The organism is Staphylococcus pasteuri (assembly GCF_030547725.1).
Lineage (GTDB): Bacteria > Bacillota > Bacilli > Staphylococcales > Staphylococcaceae > Staphylococcus > Staphylococcus pasteuri.
Genome location: NZ_JAUOQO010000006.1, coordinates 1 through 12,751 on the forward strand (window position 1 = coordinate 1; position 12,751 = coordinate 12,751).

The 12,751-nt window shown below is 32.4% G+C and carries 13 protein-coding genes and 1 tRNA gene; 1 reads left to right on the forward strand and 13 read right to left on the reverse strand.

Annotation, left to right across the window (positions count from 1 at the left end):
* A partial coding sequence (locus tag Q4528_RS07625) for a beta-class phenol-soluble modulin (RefSeq protein WP_303521279.1) occupies positions 1 to 77 on the reverse strand: 77 nt, incomplete at its 3' end.
* Between the two features lie 47 nt (positions 78 to 124).
* Entirely contained in the window at positions 125 to 259 is a 135-nt protein-coding gene (locus Q4528_RS07630) for a beta-class phenol-soluble modulin (protein ID WP_017637181.1), read from the reverse strand.
* 362 nt (positions 260 to 621) lie between these two features.
* On the opposite strand from Q4528_RS07630, the gene Q4528_RS07635 reads away from it, so the two are divergent.
* A tRNA-Arg gene (locus Q4528_RS07635) sits at positions 622 to 695 on the forward strand.
* A 164-nt stretch (positions 696 to 859) separates the two neighbouring features.
* Here the strand turns inward: Q4528_RS07635 and Q4528_RS07640 are convergent.
* The 11 genes from Q4528_RS07640 to Q4528_RS07690 form a co-directional block, all read right to left on the reverse strand.
* Entirely contained in the window at positions 860 to 1,684 is an 825-nt protein-coding gene (locus Q4528_RS07640) for an N-acyl homoserine lactonase family protein (protein WP_029055487.1), read from the reverse strand.
* Positions 1,681 to 2,118 (reverse strand): MarR family winged helix-turn-helix transcriptional regulator, encoded by a 438-nt coding sequence (locus Q4528_RS07645; RefSeq protein ID WP_029055488.1) that lies wholly within the window; start codon positions 2,116 to 2,118, stop codon positions 1,681 to 1,683. Before Q4528_RS07645 ends, Q4528_RS07640 begins: the two co-directional genes overlap by 4 nt.
* A 110-nt stretch (positions 2,119 to 2,228) precedes the next feature.
* Complete coding sequence (locus tag Q4528_RS07650; protein WP_046466584.1) at positions 2,229 to 2,747, reverse strand: YfcE family phosphodiesterase; 519 nt, start codon at positions 2,745 to 2,747, stop codon at positions 2,229 to 2,231.
* Positions 2,740 to 3,327 (reverse strand): XTP/dITP diphosphatase, encoded by a 588-nt coding sequence (locus Q4528_RS07655; protein ID WP_017637634.1) that lies wholly within the window; start codon positions 3,325 to 3,327, stop codon positions 2,740 to 2,742. The genes Q4528_RS07650 and Q4528_RS07655 overlap by 8 nt, the downstream gene beginning before the upstream one ends.
* A gap of 15 nt (positions 3,328 to 3,342) precedes the next feature.
* On the reverse strand, positions 3,343 to 4,140 hold the full coding sequence (gene racE, locus Q4528_RS07660) for a glutamate racemase (RefSeq protein ID WP_017637635.1): 798 nt from the start codon (positions 4,138 to 4,140) through the stop codon (positions 3,343 to 3,345).
* A 173-nt stretch (positions 4,141 to 4,313) separates the two neighbouring features.
* Positions 4,314 to 5,147: a succinate dehydrogenase iron-sulfur subunit gene (sdhB, locus tag Q4528_RS07665; RefSeq protein WP_017637636.1), complete on the reverse strand. Its 834-nt coding sequence runs from the start codon at positions 5,145 to 5,147 to the stop codon at positions 4,314 to 4,316.
* Complete coding sequence (sdhA, locus tag Q4528_RS07670; RefSeq protein WP_046466582.1) at positions 5,147 to 6,913, reverse strand: succinate dehydrogenase flavoprotein subunit; 1,767 nt, start codon at positions 6,911 to 6,913, stop codon at positions 5,147 to 5,149. Before sdhA ends, sdhB begins: the two co-directional genes overlap by 1 nt.
* Positions 6,914 to 6,966: 53 nt before the next feature.
* The gene (locus Q4528_RS07675; protein ID WP_017637638.1) at positions 6,967 to 7,581 is read right to left on the reverse strand and encodes a succinate dehydrogenase cytochrome b558 subunit; all 615 of its coding nucleotides are present in this window, start codon (positions 7,579 to 7,581) and stop codon (positions 6,967 to 6,969) included.
* Between the two features lie 410 nt (positions 7,582 to 7,991).
* Positions 7,992 to 9,776, reverse strand: coding sequence for an excinuclease ABC subunit UvrC (uvrC, locus tag Q4528_RS07680; RefSeq protein WP_046466581.1), 1,785 nt, complete (start codon positions 9,774 to 9,776; stop codon positions 7,992 to 7,994).
* 131 nt (positions 9,777 to 9,907) lie between these two features.
* Positions 9,908 to 10,222 carry a thioredoxin gene (gene trxA, locus Q4528_RS07685; RefSeq protein ID WP_017637640.1) on the reverse strand — a complete coding sequence of 105 codons (315 nt, stop codon included), beginning with the start codon at positions 10,220 to 10,222 and terminating at the stop codon, positions 9,908 to 9,910.
* A gap of 172 nt (positions 10,223 to 10,394) precedes the next feature.
* Positions 10,395 to 12,743: an endonuclease MutS2 gene (locus Q4528_RS07690; protein WP_017637641.1), complete on the reverse strand. Its 2,349-nt coding sequence runs from the start codon at positions 12,741 to 12,743 to the stop codon at positions 10,395 to 10,397.
* Positions 12,744 to 12,751: the final 8 nt, after the last annotated feature.

Genomic DNA, 12,751 nt, shown 5'->3' on the forward strand with positions numbered 1-12,751 from the left:
CTTGTTCCTAATTTAGCTCCATCGTGATTTTGTGCTGCTTGTACTGTATTTGCGATTGCTTCTGCTAATTTTGTCATAATAAAAATCTCCTTTTGTTATAATTTATTTTAGTAATTGATAAATCTTAGAATCCAAATAATTTACTTAATACCCCTACACCATTTTCTACGATACCTACGATACTTGTACCTAATTTAGCACCGTCATTATTAACACCGGCTTCAACTGTATCTTTAATTGCTTTGAATAAACCTTCCACTATAAACACTCCTTAATATTTATTGTTCAAAAGTTACTTTCAAAAACTGAGGTAAATTGATTCGTGTTGTTTATCTATCGTTTTGTTATTTATAATATATAACTTTCATGCCCAACTTTGGCGTCTTTTCCTTACTTCGCTATAAACACTTCAAAACTGTAAAATCGTTTTCAGTTTTGAACAGTTAGGGATACAAAACTGAATTGTTCACAATTCAATAGATTCAAATATTCTTCAAACTTAAAAACACTTTATGATATTGTTTCAATACACTACAATAGTGAAAAATATAAACATTTTTTATATCATAGCTATTGCATATTACAGTTAATTTAGCTATAATAATTCTTGTGTTAAAAAATGTCCTGGTAGCTCAGCTGGATAGAGCAATGGCCTTCTAAGCCATCGGTCGGGGGTTCGAATCCCTCCCAGGACGCTAACTAGAACTGTAATCCTGTTGGATTACAGTTCTTTTTTTATGACATCAAAACAGCTAGGCATTCAAAAATGCCTAGCTGTTTTGATTATTAATTTATAGGGACTTTTTAGGGACCTGAATACTTACAAATAAAATTAAAAAAAATGATTTCCTATCTATCATTATAATTCTACAATATGAGGTTTAACATCTGGGTCGTGATTAGCAATGGCTTCTATACAATTAGGATTTTGCACCATCTCTATCACCCAATTTAAAGATTGTTGAGCATCTTTTTTATCAACTAATACTCCAGGTAATATATTTTCTTTCCAAGATTTAGAAGCATAACCAATATCAGATACTAGGAATAAGAATTTCTCATTATCATAAGATTTTACAATCGTAGAACTTAGACCTTTACTATGTCCTGGTGACCATATCATTTTAATAGTACCGTCTCCAAATAAATCAAAAGCTTTCTTTTTAGGTCCTAAATCGCTATCTTCAAATTTAAATGTTTCTAAGTGAACACCCTTCCATTCATGAGGAAGATAATGCATTTTATCTTTTTGTATAGCTTCATATTCCTCTTCACTAACTAATATATGTTTAGCATCTTTAACTAATCTTAATCCGTCAGCATGATCACAATGCATATGACTCATTAATATATAGTCGATATCACTAGGTTTATATCCTAGTTTTATCAATTGTTCATGCACTGCTTCTCCTTTTGGTAAATCAGCTTTATTTACAGGATATTGAAAACGTAAATTTTTAATTTGATGTGTTCTATTATCTGTATGCCATCCAGTATCTATTAATACTAAACCTTTAGGATGTTCTATTAAATAAACTGAAACAGGTATCTTAATTTGATGCTGTTTAGATCTAAAAAGACCTGTCCATGCAAGTAATCTATTATTTGAATATCCAAATGGTAACGCTTCATCTACAATCACATTCCCTGTGTGTAAAACATGAACTTTAATTTTATTTGTCATTGTTCTTCATCCTTTTTTAAAATGTCGTTGATGTGGTTCGTATAATCAAAAAGATCATTTAATTCTTTATTATTTAAATTTAATTTCCTTTTAAAACCTTCATACAACTTGTTTTGTCTATTATTATAAAATTGAAGTCCTTCCTCAGTTAGTTGTATAACTTTCTCTCTTTTATCTCCAGACTTTATCCGTTCTACAAAATGTTTTGTTTCTAATTTCTTAATCCTTTTTGAAATTGCAGTTTTATATACACCTTGTTTTTCAGCTATTTGATTCACAGATAATTGTTTATGTTCTAAAAGTAATTTAAAAATGCCTAATTGTTCTCTTGAAATATCAATATTTTCTTCATCAATAACTTCGTTAATAATTTTACTTATTTCAATAAATGTTAAGTGAAATTGATTAAATTGTTGTAATTCATTACCTTTCATATGTACCTCCAATAAAATAGTACACCTAGGTGTACTATATGTCAAAAAATAATAAGCTTTCTTGTCCGTTGAATATATAATTCAACTTTGAAGAAAGCTTATGCATATTTTTAAATATCATTTAGTTTAAATTCAATTGTATCTATCACTTTATGTTCTCGATTTCTAAAATTTAACGTTGCCTTGTTCTCATCATCTTCAATAATTAGTTCAGCATATGTTTCTTCCACAGCGCTTCTTGATTGAGAAATACTACCTGGATTAATCACATGTACATCAGCTATATTTTCATATTTAGCAACATGTGTATGCCCGTAAAATGCTAGTTGAGCGTTTAATGTTTTAGCTTTTTCAGCTAATTTCATTCTCGTTTGATTTACTTGGTATAAGTGCCCATGTGTATAAAAGGCATTGATCCCATTATTTGAGATTGTATTTTCTTCAGGAAATTCTGGATAAAAATCACAATTCCCTTTCACTCTGTTGTAAAGGCTAAGTTCAGTATCATCATATTGAAATTCTGAATCACCTAAATGAAGAAAAACATCTGCATCATTATGTTTCTCGTAAATATCGTAAAGAATTCCCGATTCATTATGATTATCACTTACTACAATCCATTTACTCATTATTCTCACCTGCTAAAAATTGTTGTAATTGATTAATAGCATTTCCACGATGACTGATTTTCGCTTTTTCCTCATCTGTTAATTGTGCCATTGTTTTACCAAGTGACGGAACATAAAAAACAGGATCATAACCGAAGCCATTTTCTCCTATAGGTTCAGTTGTGATTTCTCCTGATACCGTTCCTTTAAATTGCTGAGTTTGTCCGTTTGGTGAACTCATACTAATAACGCATACAAATTGTGCAGCTCTTTCAGTCTCGTTATTCATATTATCAAGTAACTTTTTAATATTATCTTGGTCATTTTTATCTAAACCAGCATATCTTGCAGAATAAACACCTGGTTCTCCATTAAGTGCTTGTACTTCAAGGCCACTATCATCTGCAATGACTTGCTTATTTAATGCTTTAGCTGCAGCTACTGATTTTAATTTAGCATTTTCTTCAAATGTTGTACCAGTTTCTTCTACATCAAAATCTTTAATCAATTCACTTATTCCTATGACATTTTTATTAGGAAATATAGCTTTAAAATCATTTATTTTACCTTGATTATTAGACGCAATAACGATATCTTCCATTATTTTTCCCTCCATTTATCCAACATTAACTCGTTCAACTTCAGCATCCATACCTAACCATTCTTGAATAATATTTTCAATATATGTCGTATCTCCTGTAGCAAAAAAGCGATGTGCTGGATGTTCTGTATAACTAGCATGTTCATTACTAAATGTTAATAATGCACTTACTTCTCGAGCTGTCTCTAGTCCAGAAGAAATAACAGTTTTCTTACCACCAAAATAATCATATATAGGTTGATATAATAATGGATAGTGTGTGCAACCTAATATAACAGTATCAGCATCACTATTTCTCCATTGTTTCAATGTTTGATGTATAACAATACTTGTAATTGTCGGATCATTATATCTCATTTGTTCTACTAAAGGAGCAAAAGCTGGACAAGCAATACCATATACTTCTACATTAGGATTAATTTGTTTAATGTGTTTACGATAAGCTTCTGATTTAATTGTACCTTCTGTTCCTAATATTAAAACATTTTGATTTCTTGTTGTCATAATAGCTGTCCTAGCACCAGGTTCAATGACACCTACCACTGGAATCGGTAATATTTTCTGTAAATGTTCTAATGCAACGGCAGTCGCTGTATTACATGCGATGACTAGCATTTTAATATCAAATTCTACAAGTTTTTGTGCAATTTCAGTTGTAAATTGTTTAACTTCTTCACCTGGTCTTGGACCATATGGACATCTACCAATATCTCCTAAGTAATAAATCGTTTCATTAGGAAGTTGTCTCATAATTTCTTTAGCTACTGTTAAACCACCAACACCTGAATCTATAACGCCAATTGGTCTATTCATAGTCTTACATCCTTATTTCATAATTAAGTTTTATTTTATCATACGCGATTCAATGTGTTTATTATTTTGAATTGTTACAGTCGTTATCTATTCATGGCCAATACAAAGTAAATCATTAAATAAAAAAGCGATACCCCTTTTATTGGGTATCGCTAAATCTGTCACTTATATTATTAATCTACTTTATGGTCAGAACCAAAGAATGATTTGAACATATGGAATGAAGTTTCTCTATTCATTGCAGCAATTGATGTTGTTAAAGGAATACCTTTTGGACATGCATTCACACAGTTTTGAGAATTACCACATTGTTGTAGACCACCTGCGCTCATTAATGCATCTAAACGTTCATCTTTTGTCATTGCACCTGTTGGGTGTAAGTCGAATAAACGAACTTGTGAAATAGCTTGTGCGCCAACGAAGCTATTATTTTGTGTAACGTTTGGACAAACTTCTAAACAAACACCACAAGTCATACATTTAGATAATTCATAAGCTGTTTGACGTTTTTTCTCAGGCATACGTGGTCCTGGTCCTAAATCGTAAGTACCATCGATTGGAATCCAAGCTTTCATACGTTTCAAGTTGTCGAACATTCTTGAACGGTCAACTTGTAAATCACGAATTACTGGGAAAGTACTCATTGGTTCTAAACGAATAGGTTGTTCTAATTGGTCAACAATTGCAGAACAAGATTGTCTTGCGCGTCCGTTGATAACCATTGAACAAGCACCACATACTTCTTCTAAACAGTTCATATCCCAAGTTACTGGAGTTGTTTTTTCACCATTAATATTAACTGGATTACGTCTAATTTCCATTAGACAAGCAATAACATTTAAATTTTCTTTATAAGGAATTTCAAATGTTTCTTCATATGGTTTAGATTCACTATCGTCTTGACGTTTGATAATTAATTTAACCGTTTTTTGTTTTGGTTGATCGTTTTGCTGTTGTTGTTGATTACTTTGAGTTTCTGGAGTGTCTTTTACTGATTGGTCAGCCATTATTTTTTACCTCCTTTAGACTTACTAGTGTAATCACGTTTACGTGGTGGGATTAAGCTAATATCAACTGGATCGTATTCAAATCTAGGTGCTTCTGTTCTACCTTGGTAATACGCCATAGTTGTTTTTAACCATTCATCATCATTACGATCAGGGAATTCTGGTTTGTAGTGTGCACCACGTGATTCATTACGGTTATAAGCCCCAATTGTAATTACTCGTGCTAGCACAAGCATATTCCATAATTGACGAGTGAAGAATACAGCTTGGTTACTCCAAGTTTGTGTATCTTCCATATCGATATCTTCATAACGTTTCATCAATTCTTGGATTTTCTTATCTGTTTCTAATAATTTATCATTTTCACGCACAACAGTTACATTTGCTGTCATAATTTCACCTAATTCACGATGAAGTTTATAAGCATTTTCTGAACCGCGCATGTTTAATAATTTATCAAAGCGTTCTTGTTCTTCTTTTACACGTGCTTCATAAATACTGTCATCTAAGTCAGTGTATGAAGTTTCAATATCATCAAGATATTTAATAGCATTAGGGCCAGCTACTGTACCACCATAGATGGCAGATAATAATGAGTTAGCGCCAAGTCTATTACCACCGTGTTGAGAGAAATCACATTCTCCTGCAGCAAATAAACCTTTAATGTTAGTCATTTGGTCATAATCAACATATAGACCACCCATTGAGTAGTGTACTGCTGGGAAAATTTTCATTGGTACTTTACGTGGATCATCACCAGTGAATTTTTCATAAATCTCAATAATACCACCAAGTTTAACGTCTAATTCATGTGGATCTTTATGAGATAAATCTAAGTAAACCATGTTTTCGCCGTTAATACCTAATTTTTGGTTAATACATACATCGAAAATTTCACGTGTCGCGATATCACGAGGTACTAAGTTACCATAGTCAGGATATTTTTCTTCTAAGAAATACCAAGGTTTACCATCTTTATATGTCCAGATACGTCCACCTTCACCACGTGCTGATTCACTCATCAGACGTAATTTATCGTCACCAGGAATAGCAGTTGGATGAATTTGGATGAATTCACCATTTGCGTATGCTGCACCTTGTTGATAAACGATAGATGCTGCAGAACCTGTATTAATCATTGAGTTAGTTGTTTTACCGAAGATGATACCAGGACCACCTGTTGCCATAATTACTGCGTCAGAACCGAATGATTGAATTTCAGAAGTTGTCATGTTTTGTGCAACAATACCTCTAGCAGCATTGTCCTCATCTTTAACTATACCTAAGAATTCCCAACCTTCGTATTTTGTTACTAATCCATCTACTTCAAATGAACGAACTTGTTCATCTAACGCATATAATAATTGTTGACCTGTTGTAGCTCCAGCAAATGCTGTTCTGTGATATAACGTACCACCGAAACGTCTGAAGTCTAATAGACCTTCATTAGTTCTACTAAACATAACACCCATACGGTCTAATAAGTGAATGATGTTAGGTGCAGCTTCAGCCATTGCTTTTACTGGTGGTTGGTTTGCTAGGAAGTCGCCACCATAAACAGTGTCATCAAAGTGAATCCAAGGTGAGTCACCTTCACCTTTTGTATTTACCGCACCGTTAATACCACCTTGGGCACAAACTGAATGCGAACGTTTAACAGGTACTAATGAGAATAAATCTACATGTGCACCTTTTTCTGCTGCTTTAATTGTTGACATCAGACCGGCAAGTCCTCCACCGACAACAATAATTTTTTTCTCTGCCATAGAAATGTCACTCCCCTGAAATATAAAAACTAAGACTAGTTAATCTGTATTTGTTACATAAATGCGATAATAGCAGTTACGCCGATATAAGAGATAATTAAAAATACAATTAACGATACCCATGTGAAGACACGTTGTGATTTTTTAGATTGTAAAATACCCCATGTAACTAAGAATGACCATAATCCATTTGAAAAGTGGAATACTACTGCAATTACACAAATAATGTAGAAAATAGCCCACAATGGATTATGTAAAGTTTCGTGCATCATATTATAATCAACTGCTTTACCGAAGAAAGCTTTTTGTAAGCGTGTTTGCCATAAGTGCATACCAATAAAGATGAATGCTAAAATACCACTTATTCTTTGGCAAAAGAACATCCAGTTTCTGAATAATGAGTAATGACCCACATTCTCTTTTGCTGTAAATGCAATGTGTAATCCAAATAAACCATGGTATAAAAGCGGAATATAAATAAATAGAAATTCAACTACCAATAAGAACGGTATTGATTCCATGAAACCTGAGGCTTTATTAAAAGCTTCCGCCCCTTGTGTTGCTTGATGATTGACCAATAAGTGAACAATTAAGAATGCACCGATTGGGATAATACCTAATAACGAATGGATTCGTCTTAAGTAGAATTCATTTTTTGATTGAGCCAAAAGGAGTCCCCCCTGTAAACATTTAATTAATTGACTAAAATTATAAAGTTGTATGTAAACTGCCGTAAAAAACCATATAAAATACTAGCTTCTTTTACTTCTTTATTTTGTACTCGTCTTAATTAAATCACTTTAAAGATACTTGGGAGCATCTTCCTGTTAAATTTAAAATCAAACAAGTATTTCATAAAAAAGAAAAGGGCTAGTCATGTTATAGATTTCATATAATGATGTCGTCATATGTGAGTATTCTATAGCAATTCATGTAACCCTACATGATTGATAACAATTCTCAATTAGAAAACGCTTCCAAACAACTTTAAAAAAATAGCCTTTTGTTAACTATATTGTAACATTATTTAAAGCACTTTTGGACATGAGAATAATTCTCATGTCCAAAATTTGTCAATTTATTTCGATTGAAGTGCGTGCTGTAAGTTTTTTGCAACATTTTCAGGTAACCCAGAATTTTTTAATTCTTCTAAAGATGCTGCTTTCATCTTCTTAATTGATCCAAAAGTTATTAATAATTTCGTTTTACGTTTACTTCCAATTCCATCTATATCATCAAGTACCGACTTAAGACCTGTTTTTTGTCTAGTTTGTCTGTGGAATGTAATAGCAAAGCGATGGACTTCATCTTGAATACGATGCAGTAGATAGAAAGCTTGGCTATTTTTCTTCAAAGGAACAATTTCAGCACTAGCGCCATATAACAATTCTGACGTTTGGTGTTTGTCGTTCTTTTGTAATCCAGCAACTGGAATATCCAAACCTAATTCATTCTCTAGTACATCCATTACACCGTTCATATGGCCTTTACCACCATCAACAATGATTAAATCTGGTAAAGGCGTTCCTTCGTTTAGAACTCGAGTGTAACGACGACGGACTACTTCTCTCATTGATTTATAATCATCTGGCCCTTCAACCGTTTTAATTTTATATTTGCGGTAGCCCTTTTTATCTGGCTTACCATCTACAAAAGTTACCATGGCTGATACGGGATCCACACCTTGGATATTGGAGTTATCAAATGCCTCAATTCTAATAGGAGTTTGTATTCCCATTCTTTCACCGAGTTCCTCAATTGCTTTAACTGTTCTTGATTCGTCTCTAGCGATTAATTCAAATTTATTTGTTAATGACACTTCGGCATTATGGTTAGCTAAATCTATCATTTCTTTTTTTGCACCTCTTGAAGGTTGCACTATTTTAGTATCCACAACAGATTGAATAATTTCTTTATTTAAATTTTTAGGGACATGAACTTCTTTAGGTAGGATGTGTTGATTTAAACTGTAGAACTGACCTATAAATGTATAGAATTCTTCTTCTTCTGTTTGTTGAATCGGAATCATCGTTGTATCTCTTTTAATCATATTGCCTTGCCTAATGAAAAATACTTGGATACACATCCATCCTTTAGACACACTATATCCAAAAACATCACGAATCGTATTATCGGTAGACATAATTTTTTGCTTTTTAGTGAGATTATGAATGTGTTGAATTAAATCACGATATTCTTTAGCACGTTCAAAATCTAATGATTCACTAGCTTTCTCCATACGATCTTGTAAATTGTTTAATATCGTTTTATCTTCACCATTTAAAAAATCACTAATTTCTTTTGTCATTTGAGCATATTTATCTAAATCTACATCATAAACACACGGCCCCATACATTGACCAATATGATAATAAAGACATAATTTATCCGGCATTTTATCACATTTTCTAAATGGATATATCCGGTCCAATAATTTTTTTGTCTCTTGTGCGGAATAAGCGTTAGGATATGGACCGAAATATTTACCAGATCCTTTTTTAACTGTTCGGGTTACGATTAATCTAGGATGTTTTTCTTTAGTAATTTTAATGAATGGATAGCTTTTATCATCTTTCAGCAAAATATTGTAACGTGGTTGATATTGTTTAATTAAGTTTAATTCTAAAAGTAATGATTCTGTCTCGCTTGAGGTTACAATAAATTCAAAATTACGTATTTCACTCACTAAGCGCGTTGTTTTAGCATCATGTGCACCAGTAAAATATGAACGTAATCGATTACGTAATTTTTTAGCTTTACCAACATAAATTACTTGATCATTACGATCTTTCATTAAATAACAACCAGGTTCCAATGGTACGACATTTAACTTAGTTTTAATTTGTTCTTGATACGTTTCCATGTTTTTCCTCCTTTCTTGTTGTTTTTAATTACGATAAATTCTTTTATGAAAAAATATTAATATTAAATAGGAATAGACAAAACAAAGCTGGAGCATTTTTATGAAATGCCCCAGTCTTCATGTCTATATTCTTATAGGTGTTTATCTAATACTTCAGCTAAGTTTTCTTTAGGTTGGAAACCTACTACTTTATCAACTGGTTGTCCATCTTTGAATACAATTAAAGTTGGAATACTCATTACTTCGTATTTTGCTGCAGTTGATGGGTTTTCATCTACATCTAATTTTAAGATGTCTGCTTTACCATCATAGTCCCCTGCTAATTCTTCTAAAACTGGAGCGATCATTTTACATGGTCCACACCAAGTAGCCCAAAAATCTACTAATTTAACTCCAGATTCTATTTTACTATCGAAATCAGAATCAGTTACTTTTACGATTGCCATAATTGCCAATCCTCCTTAATTTTTAAATGATGAGCAAATTATAACAGAATTTATAAGGTAATGCATTGCAATCTGCTTGCTCTTTTTTTAAAGTGGCAAATTTCCTCAAGAAATCATTCAATTTTCCACTTACTTTAGGCTAATGCCTCAACAAAATATCTATTATGAAGATTTATTTTAAAGAAGCTACGGTAACACCAAATCCACCTTCACTTGGCATACCACCTCTAAATGTTTTAACACTTTTATGTCGTTTTAAATGTTGTTGTACACCTTTTTGTAATGCACCAGTGCCTTTACCATGAATAATATAAACCTGTTCGAAATTGCTTAATACTGCTTGATCTAAATACTGGTCTAATTCGATTAGTGCATCTTCATAGCGATAACCTCTTAAATCAAGTTCTGTTTTTACAGTTTGTCTATTCGCACGGGTAACCATTTTCGTTGGTTTCTCTTTTTTCTTTTTCATTTTTTCTAAATCTTCAATAGGTAGTTTCATTTTTAAAATACCCATTTGAACAACCGCTTCTTCATCGCCAACTAATTCAAGCACTTCACCTTTTTGTCCATAAGATAAGACTTTAACTTCATCGCCAGCTTGAATTTTATCATACTTTTGTTTTTGAACATGTTGTTTAATGGATTTCGCTTCATATTGATCATCTAATTGTTTTTTCTTATCAATAAGTTCATGTTCTTTAACGTCTGCACCTTTTTTATCTCTTAATTCTCTCAATTCTTTAAGAATCGCATCAGCTTCTTTAGTTGCAGATTTCACACGTTGATTCGCTTTTTCTTTCGCTTCATCCATTAATGATTTTTCATAATTTTGATACTGTTGATATTGTTTTTCTAGTTCGTCGTGTGTTGTTTGTGCTTCCTTGACTAGTCTATCTAATTCAATACGTTGTTCATCCACACGTTTTGAATTTTTCTCAAGTGATTCTATCATATTGTTTATTTCTTGTTCATCAGTACCAATCATTGTCTTAGCTTTATTAATAATATGAAGACTTAAGCCTAATTTCTTAGATATATCAAATGCATTAGAACGTCCAGGCACACCCATAAGTAATTTATATGTTGGACTTAATGATTCAACATCAAATTCAACACTCGCGTTCATCACGCCTTCACGGTTATAACTATAAGCTTTTAATTCTGGATAGTGAGTTGTCGCCATAACTAAAGCGCCTAAACTTCTTACATGATCTAGTATACTCATCGCAAGTGCTGCACCTTCACTAGGATCTGTTCCTGCACCTAATTCATCAAATAGAATTAAGCTATTTTTATCTGCATCTTTTAATATTTCAACAATATTTTTCATATGTGATGAAAATGTCGATAATGATTGTTCTATTGATTGTTCGTCACCTATATCACAATACACGTTTTCAAATACACTTAATTGACTACCATCTAATGTAGGAATAAGCATCCCTGATTGTGCCATGACAATAATTAATCCTAATGTTTTTAATGTTACTGTTTTACCACCTGTATTGGGACCCGTAATAATGACTGTTTCGATGTCATCTATAAATTCAATCGTATTGGCTACAACTGTATTTCGATCTAATAGTGGATGGTATGCATTAGGTAAATAAACTGTTCTCTCTTTATGAAAAGTTGGTTTAGTTCCTTTGATAGCACGTGCATATCTCGCTTTTGCAATTAAAAAGTCAAGGTGACCCATAATTGACTCTGATGTTAACAAAGCATCCGCTTCAGCTGCTACTTGACCCGTTAACTCAGTTAAAATACGTTCACGTTCAACTGCTTCATCATTTCGCAATCGACTTATTTGGTTATTCATTTCAACAACTGAAGATGGCTCAATATACAACGTTTGTCCAGAAGCTGATTGATCATGAACGATACCATTAAAGTCCTGTCTATACTCTGCTTTTACAGGAATAACATTTCTATCATTTCTTACTGTCACAATGGCATCAGACAATTTCTTTTGATTAGCCTGACTTTTAACTACTCTATCTAAATTTTGTCTAATACGTTGGTTAGTACTTGATATCTTACTACGAATGCTTTGTAATTCGTAACTTGCGTGATCAAATAAATCATGTGTGTCACATTTTTCATTAATATCTTTAAAAAGGTCAGTTAGTATTGGTAGTTGTGCCATATTACTATCTAAAATTGGATATTTAACCTCTTCATCTTCTTCTAATAATTGATTATAGAATGTCTTAAATTGATTTTGAACTTGTATCAAACGTTTAATCGCAGTTAATTCAGTTACATTTAAGACGCCACCAATAGTTGAACGATGAATATATTGCGCTACTTTTGATAAACCACTTAAACTTGGAAGTCGGTGTTTATTATATATTTGCGAAATTTCGTCAGTTTCATTTATTTGAAATTCAACTGTTTCAAAATCTGTTGCTGGAGACATTTCTGCTACCTTTTCTCTTCCTAAATCACTGATAGCTTCATTTGATACAAATGATTTTATTTTATCAAATTCTAAGACATCTAATGTTTTTTGTCTCATGCAATCCC

Coding starts and splice junctions, on each gene's coding strand:
- Q4528_RS07640 (WP_029055487.1), bottom strand. CDS start 1,684: ATGACAAATAAAATTAAAGTTCATGTTTTACACACAGGGAATGTGATT.
- Q4528_RS07690 (WP_017637641.1), bottom strand. CDS start 12,743: ATGAGACAAAAAACATTAGATGTCTTAGAATTTGATAAAATAAAATCA.
- trxA (WP_017637640.1), bottom strand. CDS start 10,222: ATGGCAATCGTAAAAGTAACTGATTCTGATTTCGATAGTAAAATAGAA.
- sdhA (WP_046466582.1), bottom strand. CDS start 6,913: ATGGCAGAGAAAAAAATTATTGTTGTCGGTGGAGGACTTGCCGGTCTG.
- uvrC (WP_046466581.1), bottom strand. CDS start 9,776: ATGGAAACGTATCAAGAACAAATTAAAACTAAGTTAAATGTCGTACCA.
- sdhB (WP_017637636.1), bottom strand. CDS start 5,147: ATGGCTGACCAATCAGTAAAAGACACTCCAGAAACTCAAAGTAATCAA.
- Q4528_RS07650 (WP_046466584.1), bottom strand. CDS start 2,747: ATGAGTAAATGGATTGTAGTAAGTGATAATCATAATGAATCGGGAATT.
- Q4528_RS07645 (WP_029055488.1), bottom strand. CDS start 2,118: ATGAAAGGTAATGAATTACAACAATTTAATCAATTTCACTTAACATTT.
- Q4528_RS07655 (WP_017637634.1), bottom strand. CDS start 3,327: ATGGAAGATATCGTTATTGCGTCTAATAATCAAGGTAAAATAAATGAT.
- racE (WP_017637635.1), bottom strand. CDS start 4,140: ATGAATAGACCAATTGGCGTTATAGATTCAGGTGTTGGTGGTTTAACA.